Origin of the sequence: Chryseobacterium sp. NRRL B-14798, from assembly GCF_050470705.1 — a bacterium.
Classification (GTDB): domain Bacteria; phylum Bacteroidota; class Bacteroidia; order Flavobacteriales; family Weeksellaceae; genus Chryseobacterium; species Chryseobacterium cupriresistens.
In genome coordinates this window covers 2,188,393-2,206,515 of record NZ_JBFLUL010000005.1, presented here as the reverse complement: position 1 = coordinate 2,206,515, position 18,123 = coordinate 2,188,393, and the positions used below count along the sequence as shown (strand labels likewise).

The 18,123-nt window shown below is 35.6% G+C and carries 14 protein-coding genes; 10 read left to right on the top strand and 4 right to left on the bottom strand.

The genetic code is table 11. The features are described 5' to 3' along the window. The first annotated feature begins 15 nt into the window (after nt 1-15). Nucleotides 16-453 carry a hypothetical protein gene (locus AB1278_RS10325; protein ID WP_202838731.1) on the top strand — a complete coding sequence of 146 codons (438 nt, stop codon included), beginning with the start codon at nt 16-18 and terminating at the stop codon, nt 451-453. A 785-nt stretch (nt 454-1,238) separates the two neighbouring features. On the opposite strand, the gene AB1278_RS10320 is transcribed toward AB1278_RS10325, so the two are convergent. Continuing rightward, nucleotides 1,239-2,678: a helix-turn-helix transcriptional regulator gene (locus tag AB1278_RS10320; RefSeq protein WP_202838730.1), complete on the bottom strand. Its 1,440-nt coding sequence runs from the start codon at nt 2,676-2,678 to the stop codon at nt 1,239-1,241. 193 nt (nt 2,679-2,871) lie between these two features. Between AB1278_RS10320 and AB1278_RS10315 the strand changes: the two genes are divergently transcribed. Together AB1278_RS10315 and AB1278_RS10310 are read left to right on the top strand one after the other, a co-directional pair. After that, nucleotides 2,872-5,871: a reprolysin-like metallopeptidase gene (locus tag AB1278_RS10315; RefSeq protein WP_429814170.1), complete on the top strand. Its 3,000-nt coding sequence runs from the start codon at nt 2,872-2,874 to the stop codon at nt 5,869-5,871. A gap of 222 nt (nt 5,872-6,093) precedes the next feature. After that, complete coding sequence (locus AB1278_RS10310) at nt 6,094-7,329, top strand: PKD domain-containing protein (RefSeq protein ID WP_429814167.1); 1,236 nt, start codon at nt 6,094-6,096, stop codon at nt 7,327-7,329. Between the two features lie 215 nt (nt 7,330-7,544). Here the strand turns inward: AB1278_RS10310 and AB1278_RS10305 are convergent, their stop codons facing one another. Continuing rightward, nucleotides 7,545-8,396 carry an SDR family oxidoreductase gene (locus AB1278_RS10305; RefSeq protein WP_411413018.1) on the bottom strand — a complete coding sequence of 284 codons (852 nt, stop codon included), beginning with the start codon at nt 8,394-8,396 and terminating at the stop codon, nt 7,545-7,547. A 207-nt stretch (nt 8,397-8,603) separates the two neighbouring features. Between AB1278_RS10305 and AB1278_RS10300 the strand changes: the two genes are divergently transcribed. The 5 genes from AB1278_RS10300 (at nt 8,604) to AB1278_RS10280 (ending at nt 12,680) form a co-directional block, all read left to right on the top strand. Further along, complete coding sequence (locus tag AB1278_RS10300) at nt 8,604-9,005, top strand: winged helix-turn-helix transcriptional regulator (protein WP_411413017.1); 402 nt, start codon at nt 8,604-8,606, stop codon at nt 9,003-9,005. A gap of 108 nt (nt 9,006-9,113) precedes the next feature. Further along, nucleotides 9,114-9,701 carry a TetR/AcrR family transcriptional regulator gene (locus AB1278_RS10295; protein ID WP_429814162.1) on the top strand — a complete coding sequence of 196 codons (588 nt, stop codon included), beginning with the start codon at nt 9,114-9,116 and terminating at the stop codon, nt 9,699-9,701. Between the two features lie 98 nt (nt 9,702-9,799). Continuing rightward, entirely contained in the window at nt 9,800-10,606 is an 807-nt protein-coding gene (locus AB1278_RS10290; protein ID WP_411413015.1) for an SDR family NAD(P)-dependent oxidoreductase, read from the top strand. 274 nt (nt 10,607-10,880) lie between these two features. After that, on the top strand, nt 10,881-12,179 hold the full coding sequence (locus tag AB1278_RS10285; protein WP_429814159.1) for an epoxide hydrolase family protein: 1,299 nt from the start codon (nt 10,881-10,883) through the stop codon (nt 12,177-12,179). A gap of 42 nt (nt 12,180-12,221) precedes the next feature. Next, the gene (locus AB1278_RS10280; RefSeq protein ID WP_429814156.1) at nt 12,222-12,680 is read left to right on the top strand and encodes an organic hydroperoxide resistance protein; all 459 of its coding nucleotides are present in this window, start codon (nt 12,222-12,224) and stop codon (nt 12,678-12,680) included. 112 nt (nt 12,681-12,792) lie between these two features. Here AB1278_RS10280 and AB1278_RS10275 read toward each other — a convergent pair whose 3' ends face one another. Further along, nucleotides 12,793-14,592: a hypothetical protein gene (locus tag AB1278_RS10275; RefSeq protein ID WP_411413013.1), complete on the bottom strand. Its 1,800-nt coding sequence runs from the start codon at nt 14,590-14,592 to the stop codon at nt 12,793-12,795. Nucleotides 14,593-14,714: 122 nt separating this feature from the next. Next, a complete protein-coding gene (locus AB1278_RS10270) occupies nt 14,715-15,101 on the bottom strand; it encodes a 5-fold beta-flower protein (protein WP_429814153.1) in 387 nt (128 codons plus the stop codon). 168 nt (nt 15,102-15,269) lie between these two features. Here AB1278_RS10270 and AB1278_RS10265 point away from each other — a divergent pair, with 168 nt between their 5' ends. Together AB1278_RS10265 and AB1278_RS10260 are read left to right on the top strand one after the other, a co-directional pair. After that, nucleotides 15,270-15,755, top strand: coding sequence for a hypothetical protein (locus AB1278_RS10265; protein WP_343638694.1), 486 nt, complete (start codon nt 15,270-15,272; stop codon nt 15,753-15,755). A gap of 2,024 nt (nt 15,756-17,779) precedes the next feature. After that, nucleotides 17,780-18,115, top strand: coding sequence for a hypothetical protein (locus AB1278_RS10260; protein ID WP_429814150.1), 336 nt, complete (start codon nt 17,780-17,782; stop codon nt 18,113-18,115). Nucleotides 18,116-18,123: the final 8 nt, after the last annotated feature.

The following is an 18,123-nucleotide window of genomic DNA, read 5'->3' as shown; positions in this document are numbered from 1 at the left end:
ATATCAATTTTAATTATGAAAAAGCTATTATATATATTTCTCGTGTTCTTTTCAGGTATGCTCATCGCACAGAAAAACACCTATGTAAAGTTTGCTGTTTACAATAACACCATCGGAACTGCCAGTATGTTTGATCTTTATAAGGACAGTATTGAAAAGGTACACGTTTTTAAAACCAAAGCCAGTTTACCTCCTCATTTAAAGAAGTTTGACTATCTGGCTGATAACGGCCTAATAGAAATAAAATTTAAAAAAAATGCCGGCTATCCAGATAGTTTATCTCTGGAAATGCTGAATGAGCAGAATAATCTGCCCAAAGACAGACCTGTATTGATTGAAGGATATCAGTTTAATGATACCACTACCTTAGTTTATAATGAAATGATTGACAACATTGAACTTATAGATTCCAACGGACAGAAAAACATCCATATTTCAACTATAAGAAATTAATTACTGATATCAATCGGAAGTTAATTTAAAAGCAGAGACTATTTCGAAATGAAATAGTCTCTGTTGCTTTTCACAATATTCTTAATCTTTATTTCAATAGTTTTGAAAACCATATATAAATGTCCATATCACCGGGGACATTCAGTTTTTTCCTTAGATTGTATTTCTTGGTCTGCACAGTTCTTACTGAGGTGTGGGTATATTCAGCAATATCTTAATTACAATATGAATACTATCCTTCTACCACACCACTGAAACCACGTACGTATCACATACACAACATAGCAAAAGTGCAAACAAAAACCATTTAAATTACAAAATTACCAATTACTTTTGTCCGAAAATTATTCTATGCTTTTATAATGAAGTAGAAAATTGATCAAAGTTTAAAAGATAGCCCATTATAAAATCTTATCAGATAACCCCTAAAAACCCATACATATTATGAAAAATTTATTGTCGGTTTAGGTTATTGATGCTTCCGGAAAAACAGTTAAAACGATTGAACAGCCTTCATCTCAGTTGTATCTGAAGACTTAAAACGGGATTATATCTTGTTACTTTAAAAATGATAAACGGAATTACAAAAACGATTAAAACAATTAAGAAATAGCACTTTTTTCAGAATCAGAAAAATAGTTTTTAATATTTAGGATATCTTCTGCCTGCAGGTTTGTGTTATTTTCTGCAGGTATTTTTAAACGAAACGTTCAAAACATATTTTACTTGCACAGAGGCTACTTCATTAATGAGATAGCTTCTGTTTTTTATGACTATTTAAAGGTTTATTTCAGTAATTTGGAAAACCATACATAGATATCCATATCACCTGGAATATTCAGTTTTTTCCTTAGATTATATTTTTTGGTCTGTACGGTTCTCACTGAAGTAAAAGTATATTCAGCAATTTCTTTGGTAGAAAAATTCAGATAGATGTAGGCACAGAATCTTATTTCTGATATTTTTAAAGGAAAAACTTTCAGCAGTTCTTCTGAAAAGTGCGGATAATACTCATTGAAACGGGTTAAAAATTCAGGATTATTTTCTTTGGCAAGCTGTATAAGTTCTTTAAAAGCACTTTCATCTACAGATGGCTGATGAGGGATATCAATTTTATCCAGATTTTTACTTTTGTGCTTTCTATAATAATACAGGAAAAGAAATATAAAAAGAAGACATGCGGCAATACTCAACGACAGGATGAAGAAAAGTTTTTTTGTTTCCTTTTTTCTATTGCTATTTTCCAATTCATTCTGTTTATCTACAGCATCATTCAATGTTTGTTTTTGTCTGCTGTTTGAAGACTCTATATCCAACAGCCAATTAGCATAATAAGCGATACTGTCTTTCTGTCCTGTGCTTTCATACAGGTTCTTCAACTCCATTGCGACCGACTTTTGATAATTCTCGCTTTTATAATAATTATCAGCAATATTTTTACAGATCCATAAATGATGCTGGGCTTCAGGAATTTTATTAAGAGATTTAAAGTACCTGGAAGCATAATACGAGGTAATGTATTGCATCCCTATTTCATTGATCTTTTTCCCATTCTGGATGGCTTCCTCAATATATATTCTTGCAGAATCAGGTTTGTTGAGTTCAAGATACATTCCGCCAAGATACGGTGAGGTCTTATAACTGTTGCTCAATCTGTTCTTGTCTATCCTATAGAGATTATTTTTGTTTTCTCTGTAAATTTTAGAATACTTATATGCTGTTTTATAATGTTTTAATGCTAATTTTTTTTTATTAATTTCATTGTATATTCCGGCGTACTGCCAGTTAATCAGATAAATAAAATAAGCATTATTGGTTTCGTTCACCTTATCATATATTTCGTCCAATTGTTTCAGAGAAGTCATTCTTTCTCCTAATTTCTGGTATAGCAGTGACCTTTGAAGATGGAGATAAAATATAACCTCAAAATCTGTATCTGAATTGATGAGGTTTTCTTTTTCCACTTTATCAGTATAATAAAAAGACCTTTTCATATCACTGTTTCGGTTGTAGATATTGGCGATCTTCAGATACCCTAATGCTACACAATCATTATAAGAATTTTTCTTACACACCTTAATAAGACTGTCAATCTTCTCAATTTCCTTTGATCCGGCAGTAGAAAATTCGATATCAAACAGCACATTCTTTAATTCTTCTTCTGTATGTTGTGAATAGAAAAAGGAAGAAATAAAAAAGAATAAAACAGTCAGTTTTTTCATCATAATATGATCAGAATTAAAATACAATATTATACTACACTATTACTATATAACAAAAAATACATACGTATTACATACACAATTTATGAAAATCGCAAAATATAATTGTTTGTAATACAAAATTAGCAATTACTTTTGAATACCCGAATATTATATTCATTTTTCGAATACCACTATTAAATACCTAATTTTTAAAATGAGAAAAACTCTATTATCATTATTTTTGATATCAGGCTTCTGTCTTTCCAATGCTCAAAGGTGGGAAACCTCTTCACAAAAAGTGTCTGAGATCAGAAGAGAGGTAAAAATCAAGTATGCTTACAAAACTGATATTAATGCATTAATACAGTTATTAAAAAACGCTGAGGAGACCGGCGCCAATGCAAGAGCAGTAACGATTCAATTACCAACGGCAGAAGGAACCATAGAAAAGTTTGCGGTGTACAGCAATCCTGTGATGGAAAAATCCTTGGCTGAAAAATATGGATTAGGATCTTATGTAGGAGTGGGAATTGACGACCCCTCCAAATATGTAAGATTCAGTACATCCCCTACAGAAATACAGTCAATGATTATTAAAGAGGGTATCTTCCAGTTTATAGAACCTGTCACAACGGATAAAAATACCTATGGAGTATTCTATAAAACCGAAAGAACAGAGTCTGAGCATGGCTTTAGCTGCAGTATGGAAGGCAAAAAGGAACTGGACATCAAATCTTTAAAGAATTCCGGAAAAAATAAACTTGCCGGAATCAATATTACCGGAAGACCTGCAGCCTCAAGATACAGAACCTATAGACTTGCCTTGTCTGCAACGGGTGAATATACTACTCATTTCGGAGGGATGGCAGGAGCTGTTGCCCAGATGAATGCTACTATGACTCGTGTCAATGGTGTTTTTGAAAAAGAATTTGCAATCCATCTTACCATACAAAATTTCCCCAATATCATCTATGCCAATCCGGCCAATGATCCATACACCAATGATTTGAACGGGCAGCTTCAACAAACCTTAACTGCTCAGGTAGGCAATGCCAATTATGATATAGGACATGTCTTTAATGCCGCCGGAGGAAATGGAAATGCAGGATGCATAGGATGTATATGTACCAACCCTACCGCAGCAGAACCGTTAGGTAAAGGTTCTGCGTTTACACAAAATCAGAATCCTGTGGGAGACACCTTTGATATTGATTATGTAGCTCATGAAATTGGACATCAGCTTGGAGGTAACCACACTTTTTCTACAGTTACTGAAAGCTCAGATGTCAATATAGAACCGGGAGGAGGAACAACCATTATGGCCTATGCAGGGATCACAGCCAATAATGTTCAGATGAACAGTGATGCCTATTTCCACTATTCGTCCATCAATCAAATCCTTAACAACCTTGAAGGTAAAGTTGGGTGCGGCGTAGCTGAAAATATTGCCAATAATGCACCAGCTATTACCCCGCTGATTTCCTATACTATTCCCAAAGGTACAGCCTACTACCTGGATGCCAATGCAGTAGATGCCAACGGGGATCAGTTTACCTATAACTGGGAACAGTATGACAGCGTAGGCTCTACAAGCTCAATCTCAGGAGACAGCGGCTGGGGATTCAATCCTGAAGGTTCACTTACCCGTTCTTTTCCTGCAGTGGCTTCGGGAAGAAGATATTTCCCTAGCCTGCCTGTTGTAATGAGTGGTAAACTGACGAATAAAGACACATGGGAAACAGTTTCATACATTCCCAGAGTATTACATTACGCGGTAACAGTACGTGATAATAACCCGAACAGACCTTTAACGATTTCTGCAGAAAATACAGTAACCGTTGGAAATGACGGACCTTTCAAATTCAAAGGATTAACTCCTTCTACTACGTTGTATAATAATGCTTCCAATACCATTTCCTGGGATGTTGCCAATACCAACCTTGCTCCCTATAATGCTGCCAATGTAAAGATTGAATATACAACCGATCTGGTTAACGGATCAGCATGGACAGAACTGGTGGCTTCAACGCCTAATGACGGAAGTTTTGAAATACAGATGCCTGCTGCGCTTCAGGGAAATATTAAACTGCGAATTTCAGCAGTAGGAAATATATTTTATGCCGTTTCTCCTACACTGACCGTAGGAAATGCTCCCGCTTCTTTAAATAATCCACCAACGGGACTTACTGCGTTCGATAATGATATATTAAAAAACTCAGCAACTGTTTCATGGAACCATGTACCGGGAGCAACCTATTCCGTGAATTACAGGAAAGCAGGAACAGCAAACTGGTCCAATGCTGCCAGCCCGGTTAGTTCTGTGCTATTAAATAATCTTGAAGATGAGACCTCTTATGAAGTTCGTGTAGCCACTGTGATTAATAATGTTCCCGGAGCATTTTCTCCTGTGTATAATTTTAAAACAAAAGGATTGCGCACCGGATATGATTACTGCCTGATGACTACAGGAGGAAACACTACAATCAGTCCATATTTCAGTGGAATATTAAGAGTGACTTTAGCCAATGTGGATTTAGCTGGAAATGGGACAACCGTTCAGCACGCTTATAAAGATTATTCGGAAGACCCTGCCAAACTGATTCAGCTTACTCAGGGTGCGCAATATAATATGAACTATATTGTGTATGCTAACCGTGCTGGAGGAAACTATCAGGATTGGGTACAGGCATGGATTGATTACAACAGAAACGGAGTATTTGAAGCTTCAGAAAGAATTGGGATTAACGGCGCAGCTCCTGATGCCAATAAAAGACATCAGGGAAGTTTTGCATTTGCAGTTCCGGCCAATGCTTACAATGGTGACAAAACATTAAGAATGAGAGTAGCCAGCGGATTTTTCAATGCTTCAGCTGATGCATGTGCAAGTCCTTTCGTAGATGCCAATGGTGATATTATCTCTCATGGTTCGGTATGGGATTTTTCTGTAAAGATCAATGCAGCACTAGGAGTTAAGGAGTCCGTTCAGTCATCTTCTGATCTTGAAATCTACCCTAATCCTGCGGATACATTTGTAGAGGTAAAAAATCTGAAAGGTAAAGCTGATTACAAAATTTACAGTGCAGACGGAAGACTTGTTCAGGAAGGAAAACCGGACGGAAAAAGAATCAGTGTTGCCTCATTGATCAAAGGAGTGTATGTGATCACGATAAAAGATGATAAGGCGACTTATCATACAAAACTAATCAAGAAATAGTTGTAATAATTAGTGTACCGTGTACCTGTAGGTTATACGTGATGCCTGCAGGTACTTTTCTAAGTCAATTAAAAAAATAAACCCAGTCATTAACGGATAAAGAAAAGTATATAGCTCTATATTGATAAAAAAACATTTTTAATCATCGTTTGTGTTGTGTACCTGCATGATAAGTGGTTTTCTGCAGGTACCTTTTTTAAATAACTCTCAAAAAAATACTCTATGATAAAAAAACTACTCTTTCTTTTATGTACTGGTTTTTCAGTGTTATCATTCTGCCAGTCTGATGAGGTTCTGTTTATAGGAAACAGCGTCACCTATTTTAATGACATGCCTGAAATTTTTAAAAATATAGCGGCTTCAAAAGGGAAAAATCTATCTGTAACAACACATACTCCCGGAGGAACCGGATTTGTGAATCATGTAAATGATGCTTCATTGTATCAAAAGATAAGATCTAAAAACTATAAATACGTGATCATGCAGCCCGGAACTGCGGAATCTGCAGGTCATTCTTACCCTGTTTCTGTAACCGCTGAACGCGGCCGTAAAATCAGGGATTCTATTCGTAAATACAGTCCTTGTTCTAAGATTTTTCTGTATGAAATTCCCTATGGAGTCCCATCTGCCAATGAATACAATACCTATTTTGCATTTCAGCAGAAAATTAAGGATTCCATTACAAAGATGTCTAACCTGATGCAGGTGGAAATGGTTCCTGCCGGAGAATCTGCAAGACATTACTACAATTCTTCCCAGGATCTGGCTCTTCACGGATCTTATAACGATATTCATCCTGGACCTAAAGGAAGTTATCTTGTGGCAGCCACTATGTATTCTGCAATTTTTCAGGATCATGTATTTCCATCCACTTTTTATAACGGAATGCCTCAAAACACAGCCGAAAACTTTCAGAATATTGCAGATCTTGTTTTTTTTAATAATCCGCCACAATGGAATAGTAATACGTTTCACCTTCATTCGGATTTTATAGCAGGAATTAACGGAACAACTGTAAATTTCACCAATCATTCCGCCAATTACACATCTGTATTATGGAACTTTGGCGATGGCATCACCGATTCTTCATTGAATCCTGTTCATCAATATACTGCCCCGGGAACTTATACAGTCTCACTTACGGTCAGCAAAAACTCCTGTGCAGAAACTTTCAGCAAAACAATTACTATTGGTTCTTTGGGAACTGCGGATATGAATGTACAGCCTGAGCTTATATTTTACCCTAATCCTGTGAAAGATATCTGTTACCTCAAAAGTAAAGAGGAAATAAAGGATATTATCGTTTATGATATGGCTCAAAGGAAGCTTTTTGAGAGGAAAAATCTTCACACTCGTGATATAAAATTAGATTTTTCACCTTACAGTACAGGAGCTTATATGATCCATATTCTTTGCGAAAATGATCATAAAGAAAGTATTAAGATTATGGTTAAATGATTTAATAACGACAAAAAGAGAACCCAGGAGTTCTCTTTTTTATTGTATCATGATATGATCAGATGACCAAGACTATCCTGCAACAACCTCTTCATTTAAGTTTCAATAAATATTATTTAGTCTCTGTATCTTCAAAATATAAAAGGAAAAGTACTAATAAACAGTACTTTTCCTTTTATATGGGATGTATGGACTACAATAATTTAATATATATTTTATAACCCATAAGCTTCTATCCACTTTTGTTTTACCTGTTCTGTAATCAGATTGTATTCTTTATCTACTCCATTGGAAAGAGGATCTAGTGGTGTACGAAGTGGTCTTTTCCCTTTTTCTGTATTGACCAGCTTAAGGGCTCCATCTGCAATGATTTTTGGATCCGGAGCTGATTCCATAAAGAGTTTACCAAATACGGTCTGAATTTTCTGACTGATATCTGCCACAGCAGTACCATAAGATTCCTGAATGCTCTCGCGATCTCCATTAACATGCGCCTTACCTATAATTTCCGTCATGAACCCTCCCGGCTCAAGCAGTACTGACTCTATTCCCTGCCCTACCAGCTCTTCATACGAACCCTCTATAAGGCCTTCCAATGCAAATTTTGTAGAATTATAAGCAGACTGTAATGGAAGTGAAATTCGCCCTACCTGACTGGAAATGGTGATGACAAGACCATCTTTTGCAGCTCTCATAATAGGTAGAACTTCATTATTCACTCTCAATGTTCCCCAAACATTCACATCAAAGAGCTTCTGGATTTGTGGTATTGAATAAGATTCAAGAACTCCTGCTCCATATATTCCTGCATTATTAATCAAAACATCAATTCTACCATACTTTTCATGTACTAAAGCAACAGCTTTTTTTACAGACTGATCATCTGTGATATCCATATCTACTACTTCTGTATTCTCCAGCTTATTCAGATTTTTTGCGTGTTCAGCATTGCTTCCAGTAGTATTTCGCATCGTAGCTATGACGATATGCCCTTCTTTGTTAAATGTTTTTACCATTAATGCACCAAAACCTGTACTTGAACCTGTAATTAAGATTACTTTTTTCATTCTTTTTGTTCGTCCCATTTTAATTATTGACTCTTTTTAACTCAGAAGAATACCGGCCGGAATTCTTTTCATTAGTACAATATTTCCTTCAGACGGTTTATTCTGTTTCAGAAGAAAATACTTTAAAAATGATGTTGCAATTTAGCACATATTTACTTTCCTTTGTATAGTACTTTCCCAAAGGAAAGCGAAATAATTTATAAGCGTATGTCTGTAAAAAAAATTAAATCAAACTGCCTGGAAACGATCAAGCCTGTACGGGACGCTTTGGACGTTTTAAGTGGCAAATGGAAGCTGGCAATCATTGTATCTGTATCTGTAGGCAATGATCGCTTTACTGATATACAGGACAGTATACCAGGTATTACTCCAAAGGTTCTGGCTAAGGAACTCAAAGAACTTGAACAGCATCAGCTTATCAAAAGAACAGTTATTGATGATTATCCGGTTAAAATTATTTATCAGCCTCAACCTTATTCTTCAACTTTAAATCCTATCATCTTTGCTCTTAAAGACTGGGGAATTAATCATAAAAGAAAACTTTTTGAAGAAGGATTTACAATGAATGAAATAGGAGAAATTCCCCAATGTCTTCCTGAAGAAGGATAAGAAACAACTGATTTAGTTGATATTAAAACAATGCAATATAAAAAAAGCATAAAAAATTTGTTTTTATGACCAATCGGTCATATATTTGCATCATTATTCAGTACGATCATGGCAAAAGGGGAAGAAACCAGACAGTTCATTATAGAAAAAGCAGCACCTATTTTTAATACAAAAGGGATTGCGGCTACTTCTATGAGTGATATTATGGAGGCCACCAAGTTGTCTAAAGGCAGTATGTACGTTCATTTTGACAATAAAGAAGTACTTGCCTGTGCCGCTGTTGAGCACAATATGCAAATGCTGACGGAAAGACTTCAAAGAAACTTAAGCCAATACAAAACTTCCAAAGAGCAGTTATTTGCTTATATTGATTTTTTCAGTGATCCCAATCACCCGCCGGTAGTTGGTGGGTGTCCCCTGTTAAACTTTGGAACAGAAGCTGACGATACCAATCCCGTGGTTAAAGGAAAAGTAAACCGTGGCATACAACAGGGAGAAAAACTGATTTCCGGTATTATAGAAAAAGGAATTGCCAATAAAGAATTCAGATCAGAATGGAATGCAGAAGATTTTGCAACAGTTTTGTTTGCAATGCTTGAGGGGGGACACTTAATGTCAAGAATGGCTGGCAATAACGATAAAATGATCACTATTGGAAACAGCCTGAAAAAAATTATAGAGGAAAATACTGTATAATTTTTTTTATTCAAAATATGACCGATCGGTCATTTAAATTAAGAAACAATATTGTATAAAAAATTATAATCACAACAATCAATAAAAAAACAAAAACAATGTCAAAAACAGTTTTAATTACAGGTGCATCAAAAGGTTTCGGAAAAGCATGGGCAGAAGCTTTTTTAGCAAAAGGATACAACGTGGCAGCAACAGCCAGAAATGTGGAAACACTTCATGATTTAAAAGAAAAATATGGAGATTCCGTATTGGCTTTACCCTTAGATGTAGATAAAAGAGAGGAATCATTAGCAGTTGTTCAGAAAGTACACCAACACTTCGGCAGCATTGATATCCTGATCAATAATGCAGGATATGCATTAACTGGTGCAGTGGAAGAAACCAACGAACAAGAAGCAAGAGCACAGTTTGAAACGAATTTCTTTGGAACTTTATGGCTTACACAGGCAGTACTTCCTATCATGAGAGATCAGAAAAGCGGCCATATCATTCAGGTGTCTTCTATTTTGGGGTTAGCTACGCTACCAACCATGGGGCTTTACAATGCTTCCAAATTTGCTGTTGAAGGGTTAAGTGAAACTCTGGCCACAGAAGTAAAAGGGTTTGGAATCAATGTAACGTTGGTAGAACCTAATGGCTACGCTTCCAATATCTGGCATACAGGAATTAATACACAAAGTAATCCGGTTTACGACAACGTTAAAAAAGCGTTCTCGGAATCCGAAACATCTTTCGGAAGCGTTGAAGCGACAGCACCGGCCTTGATAAAGTTAGCAGAAACTGAAAATCCTCCACTGCGTTTATTACTCGGAAAAGTAGCGCTTCCATTTGTAAAACAGAATTACGAACAGCGCCTAAAGGTTTGGGAAGAATGGAATGATGTATCTGTAGAAGCCCACGGATAATTTCCAAAAATGCATCAACAAAATAAGCTCCGTTATAGTAAAACGGAGCTTATTTTTTATCTTTTTTTAGGCCGGCAACTCTCCCTTTTTCCGTAGCAACACTTCTCCTCTGTCTCCCTATTGATAACTTTTTCCTGTTCACCATCTGAAATGTCTGTTTCGCTGTGAAATATGGCTATTTGAACACATTACCCGTTTCCCAGGCGTATCTCAGGGTATAATTTTGTCTCATCAAAAAAGAAAAAACAGATTTAAAATCTAATACAGCAAAACAATGAAAACAACAATTTCAACAATCCTGTTAGCAGCAACTTTTATCTTAGGTACGCCTGCTATTTCTAAAGCGCAAAAAATTGAGACTGCCACTCTATCATCAAAAAATGATACCAGCATCCGGCCTTTTCACATCAGTATCCCGCAATCTCAGCTGGATGATCTTAAAAAACGGATTTCCGAAACCCGCTTCCCGGATAAGGAAACAGTGAAAGATGCTTCCCAGGGCATTCAGCTTGAACAGTTAAAAGAGCTGATCACCTATTGGGGCAATGGGTACGACTGGAGAAAGGTGGAAGATAAGCTGAATTCACTTCCCCAATTTGTAACAAAAATTGACGGACTTGATATCCAGTTTATCCATGTACGTTCAAAGGAGTCTAATGCAATGCCTGTGATCCTTACCCATGGCTGGCCGGGTTCTCCGCTGGAGTTTATCAATGCAATAGATCCTTTGACTGATCCTGTAAAATACGGAGGAAAAGCAGGTGATGCCTTTGATGTGATTATACCAGCTATTCCGGGATATGGTTTTTCAGAGATTCCTACTGAGCCTGGCTGGAACCCGGACCGTGTTGCCCGCGCATGGGATGTACTGATGAAAAGACTCGGTTACAAAAAGTATGTTTCTGAAGGTGGCGACCATGGTTCCGTTATTTCTGATGCATTAGCAAAACAGGCTCCTTCTGGCCTTTTAGGAATCCACCTTACCATGCCGGCTACTATTCCTGCCGAACTTGTAAAACCGATCAATGCCGGTGATCCCGCCCCGTCAGGACTTTCTGTCTCGGAAGCAAAAGCATACAATGCAATGAGTACATTCTTTGGAAGAAATGCAGCTTACGGAGGAATGATGGTAACACGTCCACAGACAACAGGATATCTGCTTTCTGATTCTCCAACAGCCTTAGCAGCATTCCTTTACGAAAAAATTGCAGAATGGAGTGAAAGTGATCTTCATCCCGAGAATGTCATTGGCCGTGATGCTATCCTCGATGATATTACCCTTTACTGGCTTACCAATACGGGAGCGTCTTCTTCACGTTTTTATTGGGAAAATAACAAGAATAATTTCAGTGCCGAGGCGCAGAAGACGAAAGACATTAAAGTTCCTGTAGCTATTTCGGTATTCCCTCATGAGATTTACCAGGCTCCGGAAAGCTGGTCGAAGCAGGCATATCCTACTTTATATTATTATCATAAAGCTTCAAAAGGCGGACATTTTGCAGCCTGGGAACAGCCGCAGGTCTTTACGGAAGAGCTTAGAGCCGCTTTCAAAGAGTTAAGAAAAAAACTTTAACAATATCAATCAACAATATCGTTTAATCTAAATAATAAAAATATGGAATTAAATACCATTCAGGAAGTAGAAAATACAACAGTAATCAATATCAGTAAAGTGTTGTATTCCGGAAATGTCATTGTAACCGGAGGCCGTAACGGAGAAGCAAAAAGCAGTGACGGAAAGTTAGATATTGAATTAACCTCTCCCGGTTCAAAAGGAAACGGAACCAATCCGGAACAGCTATTGGCAGCAGGATGGTCGGCATGTTTTATCGGGGCTATGCATTTGGCTTCTGCAAAAATGCGAATTGATCTTCCTTCAGACCTGTCCCTAAATACCTCTGTAGACCTTGCCACCAGTGATGACGGATTTTTCCTGCAGGCTCACCTACAAATCCTTTTGCCAGGCCTTGCAATAGATGAAGCCAGAAAAGTTGTGGAAACCGCTCATGCAACATGTCCTTATTCAAAAGCAACCCGCGGAAATATTAATGTAAAGATCGATGTAGTGGTGTAGTTTTCAGGATGTTTATCTCATTTTGATTAAAACCTTCCCTGCCAAAAGCAAGGAAGGTTTCTTTTGCTGAAATCTGTCTGAAAAGATAATCCGGATCTAAAGGTCTGTTATATTAATTTCCAAAATTGACAAAATGAGGAACATCCGTGGCAAAGCTGTTCAATGGTAAAAGATTATTCCTGTTACTGTTAAAGTCAAAAACAGAATTATTATCAAAAGGAACACGCGGATAATACATGAAAGAAATCTGAATCCTGTTGAAAACCAGATAAGGATTATTAATTAAAACACCGATCCCGATTTTTGTGTTGGCCTTAGTTTTAAACAGCTTATCATCAGGCATTCCGAGCCAGCCCACTGCAGTCGTTAAATATGGACTGAAGTGAAAATTCTTCCAGGTTTTATTAATAAACAATTGAAGCTGATACCTCAGCACTATTTTTTTTGTCCCGATATAATCAGAATTATAAACGGGGAACTCGTCTGTAGAAGAAAGGTTGATTCTATCCTTATAAGAATAATTATGCTGTGGATTTCCCAATGCCAGTGTTGGAGAGAAGAAATGTCTTGCTTTGGCAAATTTCCAGTCCATAAGGTTGGTGAAATAAGTTCCGTCAAAACGGAAAGATTCCCTGTTCTGGCTGTCTTCATTAAAAAATCTTCCAAACTGTGCTTTCACGGTGAAATACCCCAATCTGGTAAAACGGCCATAAGATGCAGAAATTCCCACATACGGATTCACTTCTTTATTTCTTGATAAGCCTCCGGCAATGACATTGACAGAATTACCATATGCAATATCCTCCGGCAAATCATACTGGAAAATATTTTTCTGAACCGAAAAGTTTCTCTGAATAAACCCTACAGACATCAGGAAACTGTTGTAAGAACTGAAATATTGATACTGATCGATTCCCGGGCTGTCTTTGTACTTATAGTTCTGAAATCTTCCTATGATGGCAATATTACTGGAAACCTTCTCTTTGGGATCCGATGAAACCGGAATCTGATAACCTCCCCATAAATCCTGACTGTACACTTTGATCTGAACTTCCGGAAAAGTGGTATCCGTATTTATCGGAAGTAAAACTTTCCGCATAAAATATTCAAATGTAAAACCTCCCGCCCATTTCGTCAAAGGGGAGAAAAAGTCTCTTCTGAGGCTGAAATTAATTCTTTCATTTTTCGAAAAGTCCCGTTCTCCAAGAATCTGGGCATTGATATAGGTACCAAAAAGATTATGGGTAGTATAGCTGCCTAAAAGATAGTCCTGCTTTTCTTTGGAATCATTTCTGTAAAGAAAGTCCAGTGTATGTCCCAGTCCCAATACATTTTCTTCCGTAACCCCCAAACCAATTTTGCTTCCGGAATAACTGATTCTCGGCTTCAGACTCCAGGAATCCAATACCTTTACGACAACATCTATAGAATCTTTACTCGAAGTGCTGTCGGAAACACTGATATTAACTCTGTTGATAAAAGGCATTGTTCTAAGCAAACGCTCTGATTCATAGAGCTTTTGGGCGTTATATTCTTCTCCTTCTTCAAAAAGCAAAAAATTATTGATTGTTGATCTTCTGGTACTGGAATGAAGGTGATCCTTTATCCAATCATACCATTTACCTATTTCCTTACTGTCATTAGAGCCATATCCAAAAGGGTCAATGGTTTCTATCCTCACATTTCTGATAATTTTTTTGTTATAAGTATTTTGTAAAAGCTTTTCAGTATTGGACTTCACGGAAGTGGAATCCGGCTCTCTACGAAATATAAAGCGGTGAATGAATTTGGTAACTTTTCTCTTATCTGAAAATTCTTCTATTTTGTAATACAGCGAATCTTTCTTTTCCTGTGCATTTAAAAAGAAAAAACCACTTAAAAGGAAAATCAGAGTTACAGTCGTTCTAGCCATTAGTCATCAAAAATTCAATAAAGTTTGTTGTATCAATTTGCAAGCCAATAAGGGCTGATCATAGATAAAGAAACAATTTTTATGATAAAATAGTAAAAGCATGCCCTTAGCTCACGTTTTTTCTACAGTTTAAAAAAGAAATAAACCACTGCAACCCATTCTTTTTTTATACCATAAGCGTAGCCTATTGTACTGCGGCTGGCATTTTCAACGGTTCCATCCTCTTTAATATATCCCAAAGTAGAGCGGCTGCTATTTTCTACTGTTCCGTCTTCCTTTACATAACCTACTGTGGAACGGTTTTTATTTTCAATGGTTCCGTCGTTTCTGATATAGCCAATTGTAGAACGGCTTCGGTCTTCAATAGTACCGTCATTCCTGATATAACCTACGGTGGAATGACTGCTGTTCTCAATCGTTCCATCACTTTTAATATATCCTAAGGTGCTTCGGCTGCCGGATTCGATGGTTTGTGCTTTTGTCAGTATCATGCCTGTTACTGAGACCATTAAAAATAGTATTTTTTTTCATTTCTTTTTAATATTTTACCTCAGTATAAGTTAAGATTCTCTTTTCAATTTTCTAAATAATCTTAAAACTAATTTAAATCATAAAACAATGGCATCCAGTACAGCCATTTTTTTGTTATTTTTACTCATTATAAATAAAAATAATACATGAAAAAATTTGTACTTACGGGAATAGTTATGACAGGAGGCTTTCTAACAGCTAAAGCACAGTGTAAGCCGGTGGCCTCTCTTGCAGAAAGTTTTGATACCTGGAAAGATATTCATAAATGCTGGACTGCTCAATCCGGGAAAGCAATGCTTTATGCAAGTGACAAAAGAATTATATTCTACTCCATGAGCAATCCGGGAGAAAATATGTATCTGATAACTCCCGAAATTAAAGCCGGAACCTATACGCTGTCTCTTGACCTTTCCGATAACGGAGGAGAAACAACATTAGAACTTTTCTCAGTAGATAATCCTTCTGATGTAAAAACCTATACGGCAATTACCAAACCTTCCAAAATAACAGGAGAGAAAAAAGCATTTACGGTTTCTTTGAAGAAAGATTCACATTTAGGATTGAAAGTTCTGCTGAATGGAGTGCATCAGGCTGTTTATCTGGATAACCTGTCCCTGCAGGCGAAGAAATAAATTGGCGTAAAGCTTACACATCAATACAAGGTTATACCTTCTGTTTTAAGAAAACTAAAACAGTTTTTTAAGTTTATATTCAAATGCAAAAACTTAGAGTGAAATTTTCACTCTAAGTTTTTCTGTTTCCGGTTTTTAAGAATGCAGTAATTACCCTACAATATTCTATCATTAATATCAAAAAGCTATTAACTTTTTCATGCTGTGGAAAATTAATAAAAAAGAGTATCTCCGCAGATATACTCTTAAAAAAACTCAGAAAAAAAACGAAGCTATATGCTCTAATTACTTTAGGTGATCAATCTGGCAGATTATATTATGAACATACGTTTCCATCTTGTGACAGTATTTCGGCTTAATCTAAAATGCCTGGCTAGCTGACTATTATTTAGTTTATGTTTTTTTTGATAAGTAAGCATTTCAAAAATAGTCTCTTTATTATAGGATTTGAATTTTTGGTTTTCGGATATCCTGTCAACAAAAATAATGTTATTAACTTTCAAAACATCTGATAAAGACATGGATTCTTTTGACAGATATCGCTTTACATTTTCCCATTTATCAGGGCATTTGGACTTTATGAAATCATGGTAAATCTTTTTATAATCAGGGCCTGTATTTATTGTCTGTATTTGCTTATCCATTTATTCAATGTTGACTTGGGAATTCCGTAGTGATTCGTGATTTCTACGAAGTTTTCTGTTTATCTTCTAAAAGTTCCAGTATATAGTCTATGGTTTCTTTGGTATATAAACTTTCCTGAACCGGGTCAGTTTAAATTGTACTCCATTTTTATTTTAACTGGTAATGCGGAGCATATCATATTAAATGATAGGAATAGAAACGAAAAAATCATATTTCAATCATTTTGAACATTCTAGGAGTAAACTCACATCTAATGATTTCTCAGAATACATTTCCGTAATCTCATTTTCTGCTGAATCTGTACTCAAAAACCAACATTTTATAAAAAGTAAGTTCCTGATCTATTCTTCATTAAATTGTTGGATATATCTTTTAAAAGCTGATTGATTTCATTCTCACTACAAAACGTAATATCAATATTTTTTCTTAATATTCTTCCTGAAGAATTCAAAAAAAGAAGGATTAAATATTTTCTAAAAGTCTGTTCCTTTATTTCTATTCTTACAATTTTCTTTTGCGCCGTTTCTAAAACCAAACTTTTTCCTCTGTTTGAAGGCCATTGATAGCTTTTGATGGAAATTATCTTTCCGGAATGCTCATATTCGAATATAAACCGGTTTTTTAACAGTCCATATACAAGCACCAATAAAGCTGTTAAGGAAAAAAATTCTATAGCAAAAATGTATTTCAAATACATGAGAATACCAATGTTCAAAAAAAGCAGCGACAATATAATTAACTGAACAAGCATATAACGGTCTACTCTTTTCTTATTATCTATTTTCATTACCCTTCAATGATTAAAATTGTCTATTCTTATTTATTTTCTCTGTATATATTTCTGATTTCAGATGCAGAATATTGCTATTCCATTCATTCTGCCAGCTTGTAAAAAAGTACCGGTTGAACTCCCAAAAAAGCATTGCTATCAAAAATGTAATTTTTATAATTTTAATCAGACTTAGCTTTCTATTTACATTCATTCACTTATTGCCTATTTTTATTCTTTAAGGTAAAGCGACATCATTCATAATTTAATCAAGTAAAACATGCTATTTATTTAAAAATAAGCGTTAAAACATCTCATAAATGTGAAATATTAATAGAAATTTCATTTAAAAAATTTGAGAATTGATTTAACTTTTAATTATTAGTAAGCATTAAAATTATTGACACAAATGTCTGATAATCTATACGAAGCATAAAATAATTACTGTAAAAATAGATTACTAATATTGTAATTTTTAATCTAATCTTATGTAGTTTATAAACGACATTTAATTCTTTTAACAATGATTTATTTTCACTACATTTATAATAACTGAATCGAATAAACACAAATGTATCAACTATCCTTAATATATCATAAAGCAGTTATATTGCTGCTATTATTCTGGATACTGCTTTGCTATAGCCAGCAAACAGTTTCTGTATGGTATGACACAGATAATGGACTTCCACAGAATAGGGTAAAAGATATTATTAAAGGTAAATATGGATTTATATGGCTGAGTACAGAAAACGGTTTAGTACGCTGTGATGGATACAATTCTATAACGTATAATTATCTTAATCTTAAAGACAATAGTGCTTCTGTATTTTTTGGAAATATTGAAAAAGATTCCATTTATAATTTTATTGCTTACACTGAAAATATAGTATCCATTACAGCTCAAAAGCTTCACGAGGCTGATGAATATGATCGTTATATATAAACGACAAT